The organism is Microbacterium protaetiae (assembly GCF_004135285.1).
GTDB classification, from domain to species: Bacteria; Actinomycetota; Actinomycetes; order Actinomycetales; family Microbacteriaceae; genus Microbacterium; species Microbacterium protaetiae.
Map to the genome: position 1 here is coordinate 813,325 of NZ_CP035494.1, position 22,297 is coordinate 835,621.

The following is a 22,297-nucleotide window of genomic DNA, read 5'->3' on the forward strand; positions in this document are numbered from 1 at the left end:
AGAGTGAGAGCATGCCTACCGCAGTCATCGTCGACGCCGTCCGTACCCCGTCTGGTCGGGGAAAGCCCGGGGGCGCCCTCTCGGGCGTGCACCCCGTCGATCTCGGCGCGCTCGTGCTCTCGTCGGTGTTGGAGCGCAATGGGCTCGAGTCCACGCAGATCGATGACGTGCTGATGGGATGCGTCAGCCAGATCGGCGACCAGTCTGTGAACCTCGCCCGCAACGCCGTGCTCGCTGCCGGGTTCGACGAGACGGTGCCGGCGACCACCATCGACCGGCAATGCGGGTCGAGTCAGCAGGCCGCGCACTTCGCCGCGCAGGGCGTGATCGCCGGCGCGTACGACATCGTCATCGCCGGCGGGGTCGAGTCGATGAGCCGCGTGCCGCTGGGCTCGTCCACGACCGGCGACACCCCGACATCCCCGCGGCTGCACGAGCGCTACCCGGAGGGGCTGGTCAACCAGGGCGTGTCGGCCGAGCTGATCGCCGCGAAGTGGGGGTTCGACCGCGACACGCTCGACGGTTTCGCGGCCGAGTCGCACCGCCGCGCCGCCGCGGCGTGGGAGTCGCACCGGTTCGACCGCGAGCTGATCCCGGTCGCCGTCGAGGGCGGCGAGGTGACCGTCGACGAGACCGTGCGCGCGGGCACCACCACTGAGAAGCTCGCCGGGCTTCCGGCATCCTTCCGCGACGACCAATTCGCGGCGCGGTTTCCCCAGATCGGGTGGAACATCACCCCGGGCAATTCCTCGCCCCTGACCGACGGGGCCTCGGCGCTGCTGATCATGAGCGAGCAGAAGGCGAGTGAGCTCAATCTCACCCCGCGAGCCCGGTTCCATTCCTTCGCCGTGGTGGGCGACGACCCGCTCTACATGCTCACCGGGCCGATCCCCGCCGCGCGGAAGATCCTCGACCGCGCCGGGTTGTCCATCGACGACATCGACGCCTACGAGGTGAATGAGGCGTTCGCGCCCGTGCCGCTCGCATGGGCGCACGAGGTGCACGCCGACACCGACAAGCTCAACCCGTGGGGCGGCGCCATAGCCCTCGGGCACCCCCTCGGCGCCACCGGCGCACGCCTGATGGGCACTCTGCTGTCGTACCTCGAGGCAACCGGCGGCCGCTACGGGCTGCAGACCATGTGCGAAGGCGGGGGCATGGCCAACGCCACCATCATCGAGCGGCTCTGAGCGCGCCGCACGACCGTACCATTCGAACTGTTCACACATTTCTGAATTCGGCGTACACTCATCGCTCATGACCACAGTCATCGACACAGAGTCGCTGCACAAGCACTATCGGCGCGTACGCGCCCTCGACGGGCTCGACCTGCGGGTCGAGCCCGGGCAGGTGCACGGATTCCTCGGTCCGAACGGAGCCGGCAAGACCACCACGATCCGCATTCTGCTGGGCCTGGCGCGGAAGACCAGCGGAGCGGCATCCGTCTTCGGGCTCGATCCGTGGAAGGACGCCGTCGCCGTCCACCGACGCACCGCCTACGTGCCCGGCGATGTGAGCGTCTGGCCGAACCTGTCGGGCGGCGAGGCGATCGATCTGCTCGCGCGGCTGCGCGGGGCATCCCGCCACGACCGCGCGTACCGCGCCGAGCGCACGCGCCTCGAGAATGCCTTCGACTTCGATCCGCGTCCGAAGGGACGCAGCTACTCGAAGGGAAACCGGCAGAAGATCGCGCTGATAGCGGCGTTCGCCGTGCCGGCAGACCTGTACATCCTCGACGAGCCGACCAGCGGCCTCGACCCCCTCATGGAAGTCGCCTTTCGCGACGAGATATCCCGAGTGCGGGATGCCGGCGCCACCGTGCTGCTGTCCAGTCACATCCTCTCCGAGGCCGAACTGCTGTGCGACCGGGTCTCGATCATCCGCGCCGGCCGCATCGTCGAGTCCGGCAGCCTCGACGAGCTGCGACACCTGACCCGCGCAGAGATCTCGTTCGAGGCGACGGATGCCGCGGCCCTTGCGGGCATCGCGGGCGCCCATGACGCGGTGGTCGATGCCGGCAGAGCCGTCTTCACCGTCGACAGCGATGCTGTCGATGCCGTGCTTCCCGAACTCGCCCGGCGCAAGGTCGCGGGGCTGCGTATAGCGCCGCCGTCGCTCGAAGAACTGTTCCTGCGCCACTACGGCGACGATCTGGAGAGGATCGAGGCGGACAAGCGATGATCACCGCACTGCTGCGCCAGCGCTTTCGCCGGGACTGGCTGCAACTTCTGCTGTGGATCCTCGGTACCGCGCTCATGGCGTTCGCGGGGTATTCCGGGGTGACGCAGTCGTACGCGACCTTCGAAGACCGGCAGAACATCCTGGCCGCCGCCATCGCCAATCCTGTCATCCTGATGTTCCGCGGGCTTCCGTCTGGGGCGAGCCAGGGCGCGTTCCTCGTGTTCGAGGTGCTGCCGTGGCTCGCGATCCTGGCAGCGCTCATGTCGCTGTTCCTGGCGGTGCGGCACACCCGCGCCGACGAAGAGGCCGGTCGCAGCGAGCTGTTGGCTGCCACCCCGGCCGGGCGCACGCTGCCGACGATCGCCACGATCGTGCACGGCGTGCTCGCGAATGTCGTACTCACGGTGCTGACCGCTCTCGCGTTGATCTCCACGGGGCTGGATGCCGCAGGCTCTATCGTGGCCGCGGCGGCCGCCGGTGCCACCGGCGTGGCGTTTCTGGGCATCGGGCTGATCGCCGCGCAGCTGATGCGCACCTCACGCGGAGCGAATTCGCTGACGGTCTGGGTGCTCGTGGCCACGTTCCTGCTGCGCGGCATCGGCAACGCCGCGGGAACCCCCAGCGATGACCTCACGCACATCACCAGCGCCTGGCCCGCCTGGCTCTCACCGTTCGGTTGGGCCGAACAGACGCGTCCATTCGACGCGAACGCGTGGGGGCCGGTGGTACTCGCGGTCGGGTTCGGCATCGCACTGGCGATCGTCGCGACGGTGCTGCAATCGATGCGCGACATCGGTGCGAGCTTCATCGCGCCCCGGCTCGGGCGCGCTCACGCCCGCCCGGCACTGTCGTCGACGCATGCGCTGGTCTGGCGGCTGTCGGCCGGCTCGCTCATCGGGTGGGCGGTGGGTGGTGCGCTGACCGGCATCCTCGCGACGACGCTCGGCAGCGTCGTCGACCAGATCGCCGGTGAGAACCAGGCCGTCGTCGACATCCTGAAGAAGATCGCGCAGGCGGGTTCGCTCGACGAGGTCGTGGTCACGGTGTTCTTCACGATGCTGGGTATCGTGGCCGGATGCTGCGCCGTGCAGACGGTCGTACGCGCCCGGCAGGAGGAAACCCACGGCACCGCCGAGCCCATCCTCGGCACACCGGTGCGCCGGGTGGCCTGGTTGGCCGACTACCTCATCGTGGCCACGTGCAGTGTGCTGATCGTCGTGGCCGCGGCCGTCGTGTTCGCGTTCGTCGGGGCAGCTGCCGCCGGCGGCGATGCCGACATGTACCGCACGGTGCTCATCGATGGTGCCGGGCAGGCGGTGGCGGCATCCGTGTTCACCGTCATCACGGGGCTGGTGTTCGTGCTGCTGCCGCGCGCGACGATGGGCATCGCGTGGGCGGTGCTGCTGGTCGCGACGATGTTGGGGATGTTCGGTCCGCTGTTCGGCATGCCCGAGTGGACGACCAACCTGTCGCCGTTCAGCGTGACCCCGGTGGTGTCGGGCAGCGACGTCGACCTGCGCGGGCTGTGGTGGCTTGTGCTGGCGATCGCGGTGGGGGCTGCGGCATCCCTCACCCTCATGCGGCGGCGCGAGCTGGCCACGAGCGGATAGATTCGACAGTGATGACCGAGTTTCCCGCTGTCGAGGCCGCCGAACGCGGCGCCGCCGTCATGACGGCGGCCGGGATGCCCCGAATGCCCGCGCGCGTGATGATGGCGCTGATGGCGGCACCGGCCGACGGCTACACGGCTGCCGAGCTGTGCGAGCGGCTCGGAGTCAGCGCGGCGGCGGTGTCGGGCGCGGTGCGGTACCTGCAGCAGCTGCACTTCGTGCACCGGCGCACGGTTCCGGGTGAACGCCGCGAGCGGTACGTGCTGCTCGAGGATGCCTTCTACCGCTCGGTCGTCGACAACGTTCCGGTGTATGAGCGGTCGGCAGCGATCCTCGACGACATGGCCGCCGGTCTCGGCGGCGATGCCGTCGCACAGCAGCGCGCGGCTGACATCGCCGCGTTCATGCGCTTTCTGGCGCAGCGGATGCCGCGACTGATCGACGAGTGGGAGGCCGAGCGCAGCGCGGGGTGACACTCGCGTCCGCAGGCGCCTGCGCCGCCGCGCGCGCCGCACCCGCGCACCGCACCCGCACCGCCGCACCCGCACCGCCGAGACGTAGCCTGGCGTGCGAAACACCACGCAATGCGCTGAGTCTCGCGCGCCAGAGTGAGTCTCGCCGGCGTAGCGCCGGCTCGCGGGCCGGCGCCCGCCCGCGCACCCGCACCCGCACCCGGTCTGCAGGCGCGCCACAGGGCGCCATCGCGAAGCGGGCACGCCGCTCTCACTGCAATGTCAAGGCCGAGCCGCGCCGCGTGGAGACAATCTGCTCAACTTCACGCGGCCGCTCGCTGCTCCCTCAACCGCGCCAGTAGCCGTTCGCCGCGGCGACAGTCTGGAAGTTGATCGCTATCACCTGCGACACGGCGATCAGGCTGTCAGCGTCGTCGGCGTAGTCGGGACGCAACTTCTGCCGCGTCTCTGCATCCGGTTGGGTGACCTTCACGCTGTTGCGCGAGATCTTCACTGCCAGCGCAAATCCTTCCTCAGGCGAATCGGTGACCAGAGACGGAAGCCAAGTGTCAGCCATGGCGGTCCTTTCACATGGCGTGCGAAGGAGTCGCGCGCGACTGCACTCTACCCGGTATGAACGCTGGGGAGGGGTGATGCGCTCGACGCGCACGATCGATACGCCGGTCCGGGTCGCGGCAGGTCAGACCGAGTCGTCCTCCGTCGCCACCGGCACAGCCCCGGTGACCACGGGCACCGCGCCGGTGGCCGCTTCCAGCGCCTCTTCGAGGTCGATGTCGGCGGCGGCCTGCTCGAACTGCGCGCGGTACAGGCGCCAGTACGCGCCCTCGCGGGCGATCAGTTCGTCGTGGGTGCCCTTCTCGACGATGTCACCGTGCTCCATCACCAGGATCAGGTCGGCGTCGCGGATCGTCGACAGGCGGTGCGCGATCACGAACGAGGTGCGCCCCTGGCGCAGCGCGGCCATCGCGTGCCGCAGCAGCAGCTCGGTGCGGGTATCGACCGAGCTGGTCGCCTCGTCGAGGATGAGCACCGACGGCTGCGCGACGAACGCGCGCGCGATCGTGATCAGCTGCTTCTCGCCCGCCGAGACGTTCGACGCGTCTTCGTCGAGCACCGTGTCGTACCCGTCGGGCAGTGAGTGCACGAACTTGTCGACGCGGGTCGCAGTCGCGGCATCCACTATCTCGTCATCGGTGGCCGACTGCCGACCGTACCGGATGTTCTCGCGGATCGTCCCTGCGAAAAGCCACGGGTCCTGCAACACCATGCCGGTGCGCTCGCGCACATCATCGCGGGTGAGTTCGGCGATGTCCTGCCCGTCGAGCAGAATGCGCCCGCCCTCGAGCTCGTAGAAGCGCATCAGCAGATTCACCAGGGTCGTCTTGCCCGCACCCGTCGGCCCCACGATCGCCACCGTCTGGCCCGGTTCGACCCGGAACGACAGATCGGAGATGAGCGGCCGCTCGGGGTCGTACGAGAACTTCACATTCTCGAACTCGATGACGCCGCGACCCGGGGTGTACTCGGGGGCGTCGGAGGCGTCGGGCTCCTGCTCGTCCTGGTCGAGCAGGTCGAAAACGCGCTCTGCCGAGGCGGTGCCCGACTGCACGACCGCCGCCATGCCGCCGATCTCTGAGAGCGGCTGGGTGAACTGCTGCGAGTACTGGATGAACGCCTGCACATCACCCAGACGCAGGTTGCCCGATGCGACCATCAGACCGCCCAACACCGCGATGCCGACATACGTGAGGCTGCCGATGAACATCATGCCGGGCATGATGATGCCCGAGAGGAACTGTGCCTTGAAGGATGCCTCGAACAGCTCGTCGTTCTCATCGGCGAACTTGGCGCGCGAGTCCTTCTCACGACCGAACACCTGCACCAGTGCGTGCCCCGAGAACGACTCCTCGACGCGGGCGTTCAGTCGCCCGACCTTGCGCCACTGCGTGCTGAACGCCTTCTGCGATTTCGGACCGATGACGCCGAAGATGATCGCCATCAGCGGCAGCGACACCAGGGCGACAAGCGCCAGCTGCCACGAGATAGTGAACATCATCACCAGTACGCCGATCACCGTCAGCACACTTGTCAGGGCTCCTGACAGCGATTGCTGCATCGTCTGGGTGATGTTGTCGATGTCGTTGGTGACCCGCGAGATGAGTTCGCCGCGCTGCACCTTGTCGAAGTAGGCCAGAGGCAGTCGGTTCAGCTTGGCTTCGACGTCTTCACGCAGCTTCCACATGGTGCGCACCATGATCACGTTGATGACATAGCCCTGCACCCAGCTCAGCAGCGCCGAGGCCACATAGATGACCAGCACCCAGACGATGACGTAACGCAGGCGGTCGAAGTCGATTCCCGCGCCCACGCGGAAGTCGCTCATCGCCGCGATCATGTTGGCCATGTCGGTCTGGCCGCCGGCGCGCAGCCCTTCGACGACCTGCGCCTGCGTGGTGCCCGCCGGGAAGAACTGGCCCAGGGTGAGTGAGGCAACGCCCTCGAAGATGATGTTGGTCGCCTGGCCGAGCACCTTCGGTGCGATCACGGCGAGCACGACGGCCACCGCCCCCGCCAGAGAGACGAGCGAGAACCCGAGCCAGTGGGGCTTGAGGAGTCCGACCATCCGAGTGAAGCTCTTGCCGAAGTTCGCGGCCTTGCCGGGCGCGACGCTGTCCCAGTCGCCGGAGTTCAGTCGCGCCTGCTCGGCGAGTTCCTGCTCGAGGCGCTCCTCTTCGGTGAGCATGTCGGGAGCACTCATGCCTGCACCCCCAGCTGCGAGTCGACGATCTCTTTGTAGGTGGTCGATGACGCGAGCAACTCGTCATGCGTGCCGATCCCCACGACCCGGCCCGCGTCGAGCACGATGATGCGGTCGGCGTCGGTGATGGTGGACACCCGCTGCGCGACCACGATCTTGGTGACCTCGGGCATCCGCTGCCACAGCGCCTGTCTGAGCCGGGCATCGGTGGACAGATCGAGGGCCGAGAACGAATCGTCGAAGACGAGGATGTCGGGCTGATGCACGATGGCGCGCGCGATGGCCAGGCGCTGCCGCTGCCCACCCGAGACGTTCGTGCCGCCCTGCGCTATCCGCGACGACAGACCGCCCTCCTTCTCGGCGACGAAGTCGCGCGCCTGGGCGATCTCGAGGGCCTCCCACAGCTCGGCATCGGTCGCCTCCTCGCGGCCGAACCGCAGATTCGAGGCGATAGTGCCGCTGAACAGGAACGGTCGCTGGGGAACCAGGCCGATCCCCTTCCACATGGTGTCGAGGTCGGCCTCGCGCACGTCGACGCCGGCGACGCGCACGGCACCGCCGGTCACATCGAACAGCCGTGGGATGAGCGAGACCAGGGTCGTCTTGCCCGCCCCGGTCGACCCGACGATGGCCACAGTCTCACCCGGTTCGGCGCGGAACGAGACATCCTGCAGAACCGGCTCGTCGGCACCCGGGTACGCGAAGGTGACGTGGTCGAATTCGACGGTGCCGGGGCGGGGAAAGTCCTGGACCGGGTCGGTGGGACGCGCCAGTGAGGTGTCGGCATCGAGCACCTCGCCGATGCGCTCGGCCGAGACCGCGGCACGCGGGATCATGATCGTCATGAAGCTGGCCATCAGCACACCCATGAGGATCTGGCCGACATACTGCATGAAGGCGAACAGCGTGCCGATCTGCACATCGCCGTCGTTGACGGCGATGCCGCCGAACCAGATCACCCCCACGACGGTGAGGTTCAGCACCAGCATCGCCAGCGGGAACAGGACCACGAACAGCGACCCGACCTTGCGCCCGACCACCATGATGCCGGTGTTCGCGCCGCGAAAGCGCTCTTCTTCGATGCGCTCGCGCACGAATGCGCGCACGACGCGCACACCCGTCAGCTGCTCACGCATGATGCGGTTCACCGCGTCGAGCTTGCCCTGGTACGAACGGAAAAGCGGCACCATGCGGCTGACCACGAGCACGGCCAGAATCAGCAGCGCGGGCACCGACACCCCGATGAGCCAGCTCAGACCCACGTTCTGACGCAGTGCCATGATGACCCCGCCGATGGCCATCAGCGGCGCCGTGACGAGCATGGTCGCGCCCATCATCGCCAGCATCTGCACCTGCTGCACGTCGTTCGTGTTGCGGGTGATCAGCGATCCCGCGCCGAACGTCGAGATCTCGCGTTCGGAGAACGAGCTGACCCGGTCATACACATCGCGGCGGATGTCGCGACCGGCCGCCATCGCCGAGCGCGCGGCGAAGTAGGTGGCGATCACCGAGGCCACGATCTGGCCGAGTGAGATCAGCAGCATGAACACACCGTGCGACCAGATGAAGCCGGTGTCGCCGACGGCGACGCCCTTGTCGATGATGTCGGCGTTCAGACGCGGCAAGTACAGCTGCGCCATCGCCGAGGCGAATTGGAAGACGAGGACGCCCAGCAGCAGCCAGCGATAGGTCTTGAGGTAGCGGATGAGGATTTTGGCGAGCACGGAGAACTCCAGAAGAAGAACGCGCGAATGCGCGGACGTAATAGCTTGCCACGAATCTCCGACACTCTGCTAGCTGCCGAGAGCCTCCACCGCGTCCAGCGCGGGCCGCTGCCCCTTCACCAAGCGGGTGCGCGCGGCATCCACCGGCATCCATTCGGCGCGATCGACCTCGGGAAACTCCGCCCGCCTGCCCGAGCGCGGCGGCCACTCCATCTCGAATGTGCCGAAGGCGAGATCGGATGCCGCGAACCCGGTGCCGTCCGCGGCGAACACGCTCACCCGCTTGCCCGACGCATACGCCCACGTGCCCAGCTCGACATAGGGACCGGCCGGCGGATCGATGCCGAGCTCTTCGCGGAACTCCCGGACCGCGGCATCCACCGCCGTCTCGGTCTCGGGGTCGAACTCGCCCTTCGGGATCGACCAGGCGCCCTCGTCTTTGCGCGCCCAGAACGGGCCGCCCATGTGCGCGATGAGCACCTCGAGCACCCCGCCGGCGCGGCGGTGCACAAGCAGCCCCGCGCTGCGGATCATCAGGCCAGACGCGCCTTCGGCGACACCGTGTAGGTGTTCTGCGGGTCGCGCTCGACGACGTCGCCGAGTGCCGTGTCGATGGCGGCCATCACGTCGGCGTCGAGCTTCACGCCCGACGCGGCGACGTTCGAGGCTATCTGCTCGGGACGGGATGCCCCGACCAGCGCCGCGGCGACGTTCGGGTTCTGCAGCACCCAGGCGATGGCCAGCTGCGGCATCGTCAAGCCGCAGTCCGAGGCGATCGGCTCGAGTCGCTGCACCGCGGTGAGCACCTCGTCGCGCAGGAATCCCTTGATGAAGTGGGCGCCGCTCTTCTCGTCGGTGGCCCGCGACCCGGCGGGCACCGGCTGGCCGGGCAGGTACTTGCCCGACAGCACGCCCTGCGCCATCGGCGACCAGACGATCTGCGAGATGCCGAGTTCGGCACTGGCCGGCACGACCTTGTCTTCGATCACACGCCAGAGCATCGAGTACTGGGGCTGGTTCGAGATGAACGGCACCCGCAGTTCCTTGGCCAGGGCGGCACCCTCGCGCAGCTGCTCGGCGGTCCACTCGCTCACCCCGATGTACAGCGCCTTGCCGGCGCGCACGACGTCGGCGAAGGCCTGCATCGTCTCTTCGAGCGGGGTCTCGTAGTCGTACCGGTGCGCCTGATAGAGGTCGACATAGTCGGTGCCCAGACGCTGCAGCGAGCCGTCGATGCTCTCGAAGATGTGCTTGCGCGAGAGTCCGGTGTCGTTCGGACCCTGAGGACCCGTCGGAAAGTACACCTTCGTGAAGATCTCGAGCGAGGCGCGGCGCTGGCCGGCCAAGGCCTTGCCCAGCACGACCTCGGCGGCCGTGTTGGCGTAGGTGTCGGCGGTGTCGAAGGTCGTGATCCCGGCATCCAGTGCCGCATGCACCGTCGCGATGGCGCCGGAGTCATCGATCTGAGAGGCATGGGTGACCCAGTTGCCGTAGGTGATCTCCGAGACCTTGAGTCCGCTGTTACCGAGATAGCGATGTTCGACCATGCCTCTACGCTAGTCGCGCCGTTCGGCTCGCAGGAACTTCTGGTCGCGCGGCCGCGACACGCCGGGCGACACGCCCGGGATCACAAAAACGTCCTGCGAGCCGAACATGGAGGGGCGGGATGCTGCGGCGCTACGCCTCAGCGGCGGCGGTGCCGCGCGCGATGTCGGCGCGCTCGTCCCAGCTGCGCCGGGTGACACGATCCAGCGCCACCTGACGACGCATCGACTCGGCTTTCTCGTACAGCGAGGGCTCGCCGTAGCTGGTGAGCACCTTCACCAGAACGGGCAGCAACTCGATCATGAAGAACAGGGCGGCGATGAGCGCGTGCGCCCAGGCGAGCGTGGGTTCCTTCTGCGAGAGCCGGTCGAGCGCGCTGATCTGACTGAGCAGCCCCACGGCATCGGCGTTGCCGCCGGCGACCGCCGCGGCCCGCGCGTCGTAGGCCTTCTGCGCCTGCTCGTACTGCGTGCGCGCGGCCGGCAGCTCGGCCTGTGCCTGCTTCTTGTTCTGCGCGGCCGAGGCCTCGGCCGCCTGGGTCCCCGAGGCGTCGGCGGCAGCGAGCGTGGCATTGGCCTCGCGCAGCTTGGCGGCCAGGGCGTCGTACGATTCCTGTGCCGATGCCAGCTGGCTCTTGGCCGCGGCGGCACTGGCCCCGCTGCCGGTCACGCCGGTGCAACCGGCCACCGTGCCCTTGCCCTCGCCGGTCAGCTCGCACTGATACAGCGCGCGTGCCTGGTCGATGACCTTCTGCTGCGCGTCAAGCTTCGTGTTCAGGTCATCGACGGTCTTCTGTGCGGCGGCCGATGCCGCCGAGGTCGTCGAGGTGCCCGCGACGATTCCGGTGGCGGCCTGGTTCTCGAGCTCGCTGACGCGCTTGCTCGCGGCATCCAGTGCCGTCTTCTCGGGCCCGTCCGAGACGCCCTGCTGGTCGGCGAGGGCGTTGGTGATGTTCGTCGAGGTGACCTCGCGTGCGATGTCGTTGTGGAACACCTGCAGCACGAGCGGCTCTGCCACGACGATGCCGATGATCGCGGCCATCACCACCCGGGGCAGGGCGAGTGCGATGAGCTTGAGAATGCTCGTGGACGCCCGCATGGTCGAGGTGAGAAAGCGGTCGAGGTTGAAGATGATCAGCGCCCACACCAGCGCGACGGGAACGGCGATCCACACCATGACCCCCACCCCGGTGATGAGGGCGAAGAACATCGACAGCGCCGAGACGAGGGCGGTGCCGGCGAGCACGAAGAACATCTGCACGAATCGGGATGTCTCGATCGGCACTTCTGCGAGCACTTCGGCGTCGGCGCCGCCGAGCACGGCCAGTCGCCGGGTCCACGGCAGGCGAGGGCGGGAGAGGACGAGAGGAGTGGATGCCACGGCCGGAGCGGCCGGTGCGTCGGGTTCGTCGGGTTCTTCGCTGGCCGGAGCGCCCCACGGCGCGAGCGATTCCGCCGTCGTTTCGGCCTCATCGGCGGCGGTCGCCGCGATGTCGCTCAGGTACAACGGCTCCGTCTCCTCCTGCTCGTCGGCATCGAGCAGAAGGCGACCATCGGAGCCGAAGCGGCCCGGGCGGTGGGCGGAAAAAGACATCGTGCCAGGTTAGACGGGCCCTCCTGGGGATCCGATAGAAGGCACCTCGGAAGCGGCTATGACCGAGGCATCCACCCGTACCCGACATATGCATTCGACTCTTACATAAGTTCGCTATACAATTGCCTTCATGCCGAAGACAGCAACGCGCGTCGACGCGGCGCGGCTGGGAACGACGCTCGATCGGCTCATCCGATTGCTTCGCCGTTCCACACTGCCCGGCGACCTCAGCCCGGTCGCCGCCTCGACCCTGTACACGCTCGTGCACAGCGGGCCCTCCCGGCTGACCGCACTCGCCGAGGCCGAGCATGTCACCCAGCCGGCGATGACCCAGGTCGTCACCCGGCTCGAGCACGCGGGCCTGGTCGCGCGCGCGGCTGACCCGCACGACGGCCGCGCGGTCATCGTCGAGGTCACCGAGGCCGGCCGCGAACTGAACGGTGCACGGCGCCGCGCGCGCGCCGCTGTGCTCGACGATCTCACCGCACAGCTTCCCCCCGCGGCACGTGAGACCCTCACCGCCGCCATCCCCGTGCTCGAACAGCTCGTCGACATCGCCGACGAGCGGCGCGCAACGCGCTGAGCATCCCATCCCCACAGCAAGGAGCACACTTTCGTGGAGTCCACGTCCACCAGCAAGCCCAGCATGTTCCGACAGCCGAAGGCCGTCTGGGCCGTCGCTTTCGCGTGCGTCATCTCGTTCATGGGCATCGGATTCGTCGACCCGATCCTGCCCGCCATCGGCGAGCAGATGCACGCCAGCCACGCCCAGGTCGAACTGCTGTTCACCAGCTACCTGCTCGTCACCGCCGTCGCGATGCTCGGCACCGGATGGGTCTCGAGCCGCATCGGCGGCAAGCGCACGCTCATTCTCGGCCTGATCCTGATCGTGGTGTTCGCCGCCCTGGCCGGCTTCTCGCCGACCATCGGCGCGATGGTCGGATTCCGCGCCGGCTGGGGCCTGGGCAACGCGTTGTTCATCGCCACGAGCCTGGCGGTGATCGTCGGCAGCGCCACCGGCGGCGTGCGCGGCGCGATCGCCATCTACGAGGCGGCGATGGGTGTCGGCATCGCCGTCGGCCCGCTGCTGGGCGGGCTGCTGGGCTCGATCGGCTGGGAGTGGCCGTTCTTCGGCGTCTCGGTGCTGATGCTCATCGGCCTGGTCGGCACGAGCGTGTTCGTGACCAACGCCCCCACCACCACGCACAAGCTGTCGCTGTCGGCACCGCTGAAGGCGCTGCGCCACAAGGGGCTGCTCATGCTCAGCCTGGTGGCCCTGCTCTACAACTGGGCGTTCTTCACGGTGCTCGCCTACGCGCCCCTGCAGATGGGGATGAGCAGCGCGGTGCTTCTCGGTCTGGTCTTCTTCGGCTGGGGCATCCTGGTCGCTATCTTCGCCGTGTTCGTCGCCCCGCGTCTGGAGCGGCGGTTCGGCCTGGTTCCCGTACTCGTCGCGGCGTTCGCCTTTCTCACCGTCGACATGGCCGTGGCCGCCATCTGGGCCGACATCCCCGCCGTTCTCATCGTGACGGTCATCGTCTCGGGCGTCTGCTCGGGCCTGAACAACACGCTGGTCACGCAGGCGGTCATGGAGGTCGCCCCCGTCGAGCGCCCCGTCGCCAGCGCGTCGTACAGCTTCGTGCGATTCCTCGGCGGCGGGCTCGCCCCGTTCGTCGCGGGCATCGTGGGCACCGCGCTGAGCGTGCACGTGCCGTTCTGGATCGCCGTGGGCGCGCTGCTCATCGCCATCGTGCTGCTGCTGGCTTCGCGCAAGCTGATCACCGCGGGGGTGGCGGCAGCCGAGGCCGCTGACGAAGAGGTGCTGCCGATCGCCGCCGGCGACTCCCCCGCCGAGCCCGTGCTGCTGCTGCACGATGAGCCCACCGACCAAGGCGTTGCGACGGGCACCATCCGCACGCAGTGACGCGGTGACGCAGATCGCCCCGGCTCATCCGAGTCGGGGCGATCTGCGTTGCGGGTGATGCCGGGTCGCGGCATCCGCGTCTGCCGGTCAGTCCACGGGGGTCGCGGCAGCGGCCTGCTGATCGGCCTCGGTTGCCACCAGCTGCCCGCACGCACCGTCGATGTCTTTGCCGCGGGTGTCGCGGATGGTGGTGGGGATGCCGCGGGCTTCGAGCCGGCGGACGAACTCGTCTTGCACAGGCCTGTCAGAGGCCGTCCACACCGAGCCGGGCGTCGGGTTCAACGGAATCGGGTTCACGTGCACCCACCCGTGCCCGCGCGCGTTGAGCTTGTCGGCGAGCAGATCGGCGCGCCAGCCGTGGTCGTTCATGTCTTTGATGAGCGCGTACTCGATCGAGACGCGGCGTCCGGTCTTCGCGAAATACTCGTAGGCGGCATCCAGCGCCTCATCGACCTTCCACCGGGAGTTGACCGGGATCATCTCGTCGCGCAGCTCGTCATCGGGAGCGTGCAGCGACAGCGCGAAGGTCACCGGGATGTTCTCGTTCGACAGCTTGCGGATGGCCGGAACCAGCCCCACCGTCGAGATGGTGATGCCACGGGCGCTCATGCCCATGCCGTGCGTCTTGTCGGTCATGACGCGCACGGCGTGCATGACCCGGGCGTAGTTGGCCATCGGCTCACCCATGCCCATGAACACGATGTTCGTCACGCGCTCGCCGTCGTGGCCGACATGGCGCGGGTCGCCCAACTGCCCCTCAGCGATCACGCGATTCGCGCGCACGACCTGCGCGACGATCTCGGCCGCCGACATGTTGCGGGTCAGGCCCGCCTGCCCGGTCGCACAGAACGGGCAGTTCATGCCGCAGCCCGCCTGGCTCGACACGCACAGCGTGATCCGGCCCGGGTAGCGCATGAGGACCGACTCGACCAGGGCCCCGTTGTGCAGCTTCCAGAGGAACTTGATCGTGTCACCGCGGTCGGTGGAAAGTCGCCGCACCTCGGTCAGCAGCGGCGGCAGCAGTGTGTGCACGAGCTGTTCGCGGCCCTCGGCAGGCAGATCGGTCATCTCGGCCGGGTCATGCGTGCAATGGGTGAAGAAGTGCTTCTCGAGCTGCCGGGCACGGAACGGCGGCATCCCGAGCTCGTGCATCTTCTCGACGCGCTGCTCGGGCGTGAGGTCGGCGAAGTGTGCCGGGGGCTTGCCGCGGCGGGGACTGGCGAACTGCAGCAGGGGCCGACCCTCGGCATCCTTCTTCTGCGTCCATCCCTCGGTGCGCGGCCGCACCTGCGCGCGCGGTGTGGTCATGCCTTCCAGCGTATGGGGTGCGGCTGGGCAGACGCCGAGCAGCGCGCTGGCGCGGAGGTTTGCTGTTCAGCTCGCAGGACGATCTGTGCCCGGGCCGACGACACGCCGGGCGACACGCCCGGGGGATCCAAAACGTCCTGCGAGCCGAACACGGGGCGGCCGGCGCGGTGAGGCCTGGAAGAATGGCCGGGTGAAACTTCTCGTCGCGGCGCTGGACGCCGAACTGGTCGCGTTCCCCGATCCCCTGCCGGGCTTCGACCGGCTCGTGACCGGTCCCGGCAAGCTGCAGGCGACGTTCGCTCTCACCCGCGCGCTGGACGCGAACTCATACGACGAGATCCTCGTCGTCGGCACGGCCGGTGCCATCGATACGCTCCTGGATCCGACCGTCTACGAGATCGACGCGGCCATTCAGCACGATGTGACCGACATCGACGGCGTGGTCGGCCAGCATGTGTCGCTGCCTGCGCGCGTCGTCGTGCCGGCCGAGGTGATCCGCCGTGAGGCGGTGACCATCGCCACCGGCGATCACTTCGTCGACGATGCCGAGGCCGTCGCGTCGATCCGTCCGCTGGGCGCCCGCCTCGTCGACATGGAGACCTACGCCTACATCTGGGTCGCCGAGCGCTTCGGCGTGCCGATCCGGGTGCTCAAGGCGGTCTCGGACCGCGCCCAAGACGGGGCCATCACCGACTGGCGCGCCGCCGTTGCTGCGTGCAGCGCGCAACTGCGCGACGTCGTACGCGCCGAGTACGGCGTCTGACGCCGCTCTCGTTCATCGCGGCCGCACGCGGCTGGCCGAACTCGTGCGGAATGATGGGAACATGCCCCCGAGCAACTCCGCACCCGGCGCGACGAGCATCCGTGACGTCGCTCGCCGCGCCGGCGTCTCGCACATGACGGTCTCGCGCGTGCTCAACGGCGCCGAGAATGTGCGCCCGGCCACGCGCGATCAGGTGCTCGCAGCCATCGCCGAACTCAATTTCCGGCCCAGTCATATAGCGCGGGCTCTCGCAAGCGGCGGCATCCGCACCATCGGCATCCTCGACACCACCGGCGGTTTGCTCTACGGGCCGTCGAACACGATCTGGGCGATCGAGCTCGCCGCCCGCCGGGTGGGATACTCGGCCGTCGTCGCGGGCGTGGAGCCCAGCGACCGCGACTCGGTGCGGCAGGCGGTCGAACACCTGTTGGATCAGGATGCCTCTGGCCTCATCGTCATCGGTCCGAGTGCCCGTGCCCGCGAGGTCGTGGACGAGCTCGCCCCCCGCGTGCCGATCGTGACCATGCACGGCACGGGCGACGAGTCCGTGATCATCGCGCAGGCCGCAGCGGCGCGGGTCGCGACCCGGCACCTGCTCGACCTCGGCCACACCCGCATCGCGCACATCGCGGGGCCTACGCACTGGTACGAGGCGACCTCACGCCGGCAGGGATTCACCGACGAGCTGGCCGCCGCCGGACTCGAACCCGCCGCCGTCGAGCCCAGTGACTGGAGCCCGGCATCGGGGTACCAGGCCGCGACGCGGCTGCTGGAGAGATCCGAATTCAGCGCGGTGTTCTGCGCGAATGACTCGATAGCGCTCGGCTTCATCCATGCGGCCACGGATGCCGGACTCGACGTGCCCGCTGATGTCAGCGTCGTGGGGTTCGACGACACCCCCGAAAGCGCGCACTACCGTCCGCCGCTGACGACGCTGCGGCAAGACTTCGCCGAGGGCGGGCGGCGCGCCGTCCTTTCGATCCTGGCGGCACTGGGCAACGACGTGTCCGTGCCCGAGTCGTCGCTGGTGCCGCAACTCGTGGTGCGCGCGTCTACTGCAGCGCGCGCCTGACGGCACCTGCTCCCGGCTTCGACGTGCGCGCGTGCGTCGGAACCAGTGGGGAGTCGCGCCGAAGCGCCACATGTGCGGCGACTTGACGACGCACGCCACGTGTGCTTAGTCTGACTTCCGGCATTGTTACCGGTATCATTTCGAGTCATTGGTACCAACCGACCCGCCCATCATCCCGAACGAAGGAGTTCTCCCGTGGTCATCGACGACTGCAAGATCGCTTTCCGTTCTCACGCCCTGCCGCTGAGCGAGCACACTCACGCGTATGCCGCAGCGACTCCGGCATCCTGTGTCATCTCCGCACACGGATGAAAACCATCAAGAGGAAGGCAGGAACCATGACGTTCCGCACCAAGAAGATCGCAGCCGTCGCTGTCGCGGCCGGTCTCGTACTCGGCCTCGCGGCCTGCTCCGGCGGACGCGGCGGCACCGGTAACGCCGATGACTCCGGCGACGCGAACGAAGGCGCTTTGGTCGGCATCGCGATGCCGACCAAAGTCGACCAGCGCTGGATCCAGGACGGCGACAATGTTGTGAAGTACCTCAAGGAGGCCGGATACGAGACTGACCTCGAATACGCGAACAACGACATCCCGACGCAGGCACAACAGATCGAGACGATGATCACGAAGGGTGCGAAGGTACTCGTCATCGCATCGATCGACGGCGGCGCGCTCGGCCAGCAGCTCGACGACGCGAAGGACGCTGGAGTCAAGGTCATCTCGTACGACCGGCTCCTCACCGGGGACGAGAACGTCGACTACTACGCGACGTTCGATAACTTCAAGGTTGGGGTGCTGCAGGCGAACTCACTTCTGACCGGTCTCGGCTACCTCGACGCAAACGGCAGCAAGACCGGCAAGAAGGGACCATGGCACGTTGAATTGTTCGCTGGTAGCCCCGACGACAACAACGCAACGTTCTTCTACAACGGCGCAATGAGCGTCCTCCAGCCGCTCATCGACGACGGCACGCTGGAGGTCGCGAGCGGCCAGACCAAGTTCAACCAGATCGCCATCCAGGGATGGGATCCGGCCACTGCCAAGCAGCGCATGGACGACCTGCTCGCCAAGAGCTACTCGACGGGCGCGACGAAGCTAGACGGCGTGCTCTCGCCGTACGACGGACTCTCCGATGGAATTATCGCCGCGCTTGAGAGCGGCGGTTACAAGGTGGGTAGTGACACGTGGCCCATCATCACCGGGCAGGACGCTGAGGTCGCCAGCGTGAAGCAGATCATCGCGGGTTCGCAGTACTCGACGGTCTTTAAGGACACCCGCAACCTGGCCAAGCAGGCAGTTGCGATGACCGAGGCACTGCTCAAGGACAAGAAGCCCGAAGTAAACGACACGAAGAGCTATGACAACGGCAAGAAGGTCGTGCCCACTTACCTGCTTCCCCCGGTCGTCGTGACGAACGAGAACTACCAGAGCGAACTCATCGACAGCGGGTACTACACCGAGGACGACCTCAAGTAGACACCGCCACACCCGTGCTGGGCGCCCTGCTTAGGGGCGCCCAGCACCATTCGAAGGGAAAGACCATGACCGAGGACGCCATCCTCGAGATGCGCTCAATCACCAAAGAGTTCCCCGGCGTGAAAGCACTCTCAGACGTGAACCTCACCGTGCGGCGGGGCGAGGTGCACGCCATTTGCGGCGAGAACGGTGCCGGCAAATCAACCCTCATGAACGTGCTCTCGGGGGTCTTCCCGCACGGCAGCTACACCGGTGACATTGTCTTCGAAGGCGACGTCTGCAGGTTCGGCGGAATCGCGGATTCCGAACGCGCCGGCATCGTCATCATCCATCAGGAGCTCGCCCTGAGCCCGTTCCTGAGCATCGCCGAGAACATCTTCATCGGGAACGAGCGCGCTACCGGCGGATGGATCAGTTGGAGCAAGACAGAGACGCAGGCGCGCGAGTACCTCACGCGTGTGGGCTTGCACGACGATCCCGCCGTCAAGGTCGGTGAACTCGGAGTGGGAAAACAGCAGCTCGTCGAGATCGCCAAAGCCCTGTCAAAAGATGTCACGCTGTTGATCCTGGATGAGCCGACCGCCGCTCTCAACGATGACGACTCCGAACGCCTACTCGATCTCATGCTCGAGTTGAAGGCACAAGGAGTCACCAGCATCCTCATCTCCCACAAGCTCAACGAGATCAAGAAGGTCGCTGACACCGTCACGATCATCCGTGACGGTCAGACGATCGAGACGCTTGATGCTGCGAGCCCCGATGTCAACGAGGGCCGCATCATCAAGGGCATGGTGGGTCGGGACATCACCCATCGTTTTCCAGAACACACTCCTCAGATCGGCGGAGAGCTGCTGCGCATCGAGGACTGGACGGTACATCATCCGTCGGATCGCTCACGCATCGTCGTCGACAAGGCCAACGTGATCGTCCACAGCGGCGAGATCGTCGGGATAGCCGGGCTGATGGGCGCCGGGCGTACTGAACTGGCCATGAGCGTTTTCGGCGCAAGCTGGGGCGCCGACATCTCGGGGACCGTTTACAAGGACGGCGAACCGATCGACGTGCACTCCGTGCCGGCTGCGATCAAGGCGGGCCTGGCCTACGCGACCGAAGACCGCAAGAAGTACGGGCTGAACCTCATCGAAGACATCGCACGCAACATCTCAGGCGCAGCTCTCGGCAAGCTTGCGCGAGCCGGTTGGGTCGATCGCAACCGCGAGCACGTCATCGCTGAGAAGTATCGGCGTGACATGAACATCAAGGCACCCTCGGTGTCGGCTCTTACCGGCAAGCTCTCGGGCGGCAATCAACAGAAGGTCGTGCTTTCGAAGTGGATGTTCTCCGACCCGGACGTCCTCATTCTTGACGAGCCGACCCGCGGCATCGATGTCGGCGCGAAGTTCGAGATCTACACGATCATCAACCGGCTTGCTGACCAGGGCAAGGGTGTCATCGTCATCTCGTCTGAGCTGCCGGAGCTCCTGGGACTGTGTGACCGGATCTACACCCTTTCCGAAGGCGTCATCACCGCCGATATCCCCCGGGCCGAGGCATCCCCTGAGCGCCTCATGCAATACATGACCAAGATGAGAGAAGAGGACCACGTATGAGCACCGCGAGAACTGCGGCTCCGGCGCCCGAGGGGATCGTGCGCAACACGATGTCGTATCTGAGCGGCCAGCTGCGCCAGATTGGCCTGTTCATCGCGCTCATCGTGATCGTCTTGCTGTTCCAGATCCTCACGCAGGGCATCACGCTGAGCCCGCGGAACGTATCGAACCTCATCGTACAGAACAGCTACATCCTCATTCTCGCGATCGGAATGGTGATGGTGATCATCGCCGGCCACATCGACCTCTCGGTCGGGTCGGTCGTTGCGGTGGTCGGTGCGTTCGCCGGAGTCCTCAATAACAAGATGGGTGTCCCGTGGTGGGCCACGATCATCCTCTGCCTTATTGCGGGTGCCGTCGTCGGAGCATGGCAGGGATTCTGGGTCGCGTATTTCCGGATTCCCGCCTTCATCGTGACACTGGCCGGGATGCTGCTGTTCCGGGGGCTCGCGCAGATTCTGCTGCGCAACACCCAGATCTCCCCCTTCGAAGAGGGGTTCCGCGCCATCGGCTCAGGGTTCCTACCCGATCTGGGCGGTGGCACGTCATATCTCGAGCCGCTGACGATGATTCTTGCGGTCTTGGCGATCATCTCGCTCGTTGGCTTCGGCATCCGTTCCCGACGCGGCCGCGCACGTAACGGCCTGACCCTCGAGCCGATCGGGTGGTTCACGCTGAAGACCGCGTTCATGTGCGTGCTGATCTTCGGCATCGCCTGGCTGCTTGCCAGCTACCGGGGAACGCCGATCGTGCTGGTAATCCTCGGCGTGCTCGTTGTCGCATATTCGGCAGTTATGGCCAACAGCGTCTTCGGGCGTCACGTGTATGCGCTGGGTGGAAACGCCCGCGCGGCTGAGTTGAGCGGTGTGAAGACGAACAGGCTCACCTTCCTGCTGTTCGTGAATATCGGAGTGCTCTCTGCCCTGGCCGGACTCGTGTTCACAGCTCAGCTGAACCTCGCCGGGCCGAGTGCGGGTAACGGCTTCGAGCTGGATGCCATCGCTGCCGTGTTCATCGGCGGCGCGGCCGTCACCGGAGGCATCGGGACGATCGGGGGCGCCATCGTCGGCGGTCTCATCATCGGTGTACTCAACAACGGGATGACGATCTTGGGTGTGGGCACGGAGTGGCAGGAGTTCATCAAGGGGCTCGTGTTGCTGGCGGCCGTGGCCTTCGACGTCATCAACAAGCGTCGGGGCGCCGGGCAGGCCTGAGGCACTCAGTGTCTGCGGAGGGTGGAAGCCGCAGCATCCACCCTCCGCAGCTCAGAAAAGCAGGTACAGCGCCCCGACGATCGTCAACACGATCACGACGCGCTCGAAGACCTTCTGGCTGATGCGACCGGCGATCCAGCGGCCGAAGAACGCCGCCGCCACCACGACCGGCACCAGCAGCAGGTCGATCCACAGGCCCTCGACGGTGATCAGCCCGAGCCCGATCGAGAAGGGCAGCTTCGTCACGTTCACGATGGCGAAGAACCACGCGGTCGTACCCAGGAACGCCTTGATCGGAAAACGCCCCGCGATGAAGTACATCGACATCACCGGGCCGGCGGCGTTTGCCACCATCGTGGTGAATCCACCCAACGAACCATAGACGGCGGCCGCGACGCGGTGGGCCCGCGGCCCCCGCTCGGCCGCTTCGGTGTGGGCGCGCCGGCGGATAAGTGTCACCGCCACCACTGTGAGCAGGATCACCGCGATCATGCGCCGAACCCAGGTGTCGGAAGCTAATGCCAGGAACACGGCGCCGCCCACCAGACCGACGATCACGGCGGGGGCGAGGCGCACCAGCGTACGCAGATCAGCGTGGCGTCGATACGCCCACAGCGCGAAGACGTCACCGACGATCAGCAGCAGCAGAATCGTGCCCGTCGATTGGCGGGCAGGGAGGACGGCCGCGAACAGCGCGACCGCGAGCGTGGCCGCGCCCGGCAGCGCCGCCTTCGACAACCCGATGATCGCCGCGCCCACTACCAGCGCGCCCCACGCGAGGATGCTCAGATCTGGCGGAGTCACCCGATCACGCTACCGGCTTCGCCGCGGTGGGATCGTCTGCGGATGTCTCGGCGCGCTCCGGTGATCACGAAACGGGCGGGCGGATGCCGCGTGCCGGCGTGCCGGGCCGGGGACAGGTCGCGCAACAAGAGGACAAGTCGCGGAACACGGGGGACAAGTCGCGGAACACGAGGACAAGTCGCGGAACAAGAGGACAAGTCGCGGAACACGGGGACAACTCGGCGGGTGGTGGCGCGGGGA

At 67.1% G+C, this 22,297-nt stretch carries 19 protein-coding genes; 11 read left to right on the plus strand and 8 right to left on the minus strand.

The features are described 5' to 3' along the window. The first annotated feature begins 11 nt into the window (after window positions 1-11). The 4 genes from ET475_RS03625 (at window position 12) to ET475_RS03640 (ending at window position 4,264) form a co-directional block, all read left to right on the plus strand. Entirely contained in the window at window positions 12-1,190 is a 1,179-nt protein-coding gene (locus tag ET475_RS03625; protein WP_129386113.1) for a thiolase family protein, read from the plus strand. A 67-nt stretch (window positions 1,191-1,257) separates the two neighbouring features. Next, entirely contained in the window at window positions 1,258-2,181 is a 924-nt protein-coding gene (locus ET475_RS03630) for an ABC transporter ATP-binding protein (RefSeq protein ID WP_129386115.1), read from the plus strand. Beyond that, window positions 2,178-3,791 (plus strand): ABC transporter permease, encoded by a 1,614-nt coding sequence (locus ET475_RS03635; protein ID WP_129386117.1) that lies wholly within the window; start codon window positions 2,178-2,180, stop codon window positions 3,789-3,791. Before ET475_RS03630 ends, ET475_RS03635 begins: the two co-directional genes overlap by 4 nt. An 11-nt stretch (window positions 3,792-3,802) precedes the next feature. Further along, on the plus strand, window positions 3,803-4,264 hold the full coding sequence (locus ET475_RS03640; protein WP_129386119.1) for a GbsR/MarR family transcriptional regulator: 462 nt from the start codon (window positions 3,803-3,805) through the stop codon (window positions 4,262-4,264). Between the two features lie 325 nt (window positions 4,265-4,589). Here the strand turns inward: ET475_RS03640 and ET475_RS03645 are convergent, their stop codons facing one another. The 6 genes from ET475_RS03645 to ET475_RS03670 form a co-directional block, all read right to left on the minus strand. Beyond that, window positions 4,590-4,820 carry a hexameric tyrosine-coordinated heme protein gene (locus ET475_RS03645; RefSeq protein WP_129386121.1) on the minus strand — a complete coding sequence of 77 codons (231 nt, stop codon included), beginning with the start codon at window positions 4,818-4,820 and terminating at the stop codon, window positions 4,590-4,592. Window positions 4,821-4,943: 123 nt separating this feature from the next. After that, window positions 4,944-7,022 (minus strand): ABC transporter ATP-binding protein, encoded by a 2,079-nt coding sequence (locus ET475_RS03650; protein WP_129386123.1) that lies wholly within the window; start codon window positions 7,020-7,022, stop codon window positions 4,944-4,946. Continuing rightward, entirely contained in the window at window positions 7,019-8,746 is a 1,728-nt protein-coding gene (locus ET475_RS03655; protein WP_129386125.1) for an ABC transporter ATP-binding protein, read from the minus strand. Before ET475_RS03655 ends, ET475_RS03650 begins: the two co-directional genes overlap by 4 nt. A 69-nt stretch (window positions 8,747-8,815) precedes the next feature. Beyond that, entirely contained in the window at window positions 8,816-9,283 is a 468-nt protein-coding gene (locus ET475_RS03660) for an NUDIX hydrolase (RefSeq protein WP_129393619.1), read from the minus strand. Continuing rightward, complete coding sequence (locus tag ET475_RS03665; protein ID WP_129386127.1) at window positions 9,280-10,293, minus strand: aldo/keto reductase family protein; 1,014 nt, start codon at window positions 10,291-10,293, stop codon at window positions 9,280-9,282. Before ET475_RS03665 ends, ET475_RS03660 begins: the two co-directional genes overlap by 4 nt. 130 nt (window positions 10,294-10,423) lie before the next feature. Then, on the minus strand, window positions 10,424-11,884 hold the full coding sequence (locus tag ET475_RS03670; RefSeq protein ID WP_129386129.1) for a DUF4407 domain-containing protein: 1,461 nt from the start codon (window positions 11,882-11,884) through the stop codon (window positions 10,424-10,426). A gap of 130 nt (window positions 11,885-12,014) precedes the next feature. Here ET475_RS03670 and ET475_RS03675 point away from each other — a divergent pair, with 130 nt between their 5' ends. Further along, on the plus strand, window positions 12,015-12,467 hold the full coding sequence (locus ET475_RS03675; protein WP_129386131.1) for a MarR family winged helix-turn-helix transcriptional regulator: 453 nt from the start codon (window positions 12,015-12,017) through the stop codon (window positions 12,465-12,467). A 33-nt stretch (window positions 12,468-12,500) separates the two neighbouring features. After that, window positions 12,501-13,808, plus strand: a complete 1,308-nt coding sequence (locus tag ET475_RS03680; protein ID WP_242497753.1) for an MFS transporter — start codon at window positions 12,501-12,503, stop codon at window positions 13,806-13,808. Window positions 13,809-13,895: 87 nt separating this feature from the next. On the opposite strand, the gene rlmN is transcribed toward ET475_RS03680, so the two are convergent. Beyond that, complete coding sequence (rlmN, locus tag ET475_RS03685) at window positions 13,896-15,116, minus strand: dual-specificity RNA methyltransferase RlmN (protein ID WP_129386133.1); 1,221 nt, start codon at window positions 15,114-15,116, stop codon at window positions 13,896-13,898. 190 nt (window positions 15,117-15,306) lie between these two features. Between rlmN and ET475_RS03690 the strand changes: the two genes are divergently transcribed. From ET475_RS03690 to mmsB, 5 genes are all read left to right on the plus strand, one after another. Next, entirely contained in the window at window positions 15,307-15,879 is a 573-nt protein-coding gene (locus tag ET475_RS03690; RefSeq protein WP_129386135.1) for a phosphorylase family protein, read from the plus strand. A gap of 61 nt (window positions 15,880-15,940) precedes the next feature. Beyond that, window positions 15,941-16,951, plus strand: coding sequence for a LacI family DNA-binding transcriptional regulator (locus ET475_RS03695; RefSeq protein ID WP_129386137.1), 1,011 nt, complete (start codon window positions 15,941-15,943; stop codon window positions 16,949-16,951). A gap of 338 nt (window positions 16,952-17,289) precedes the next feature. Next, window positions 17,290-18,429, plus strand: coding sequence for a multiple monosaccharide ABC transporter substrate-binding protein (chvE, locus tag ET475_RS03700; protein WP_129386139.1), 1,140 nt, complete (start codon window positions 17,290-17,292; stop codon window positions 18,427-18,429). Window positions 18,430-18,494: 65 nt separating this feature from the next. Continuing rightward, window positions 18,495-20,039, plus strand: coding sequence for a multiple monosaccharide ABC transporter ATP-binding protein (mmsA, locus tag ET475_RS03705; RefSeq protein ID WP_129393625.1), 1,545 nt, complete (start codon window positions 18,495-18,497; stop codon window positions 20,037-20,039). Continuing rightward, entirely contained in the window at window positions 20,036-21,253 is a 1,218-nt protein-coding gene (gene mmsB, locus ET475_RS03710) for a multiple monosaccharide ABC transporter permease (RefSeq protein ID WP_165310715.1), read from the plus strand. The genes mmsA and mmsB overlap by 4 nt, the downstream gene beginning before the upstream one ends. 51 nt (window positions 21,254-21,304) lie before the next feature. Here mmsB and ET475_RS03715 read toward each other — a convergent pair whose 3' ends face one another. Then, window positions 21,305-22,057 (minus strand): sulfite exporter TauE/SafE family protein, encoded by a 753-nt coding sequence (locus ET475_RS03715; RefSeq protein ID WP_129386141.1) that lies wholly within the window; start codon window positions 22,055-22,057, stop codon window positions 21,305-21,307. Between the last annotated feature and the right edge of the window lie 240 nt (window positions 22,058-22,297).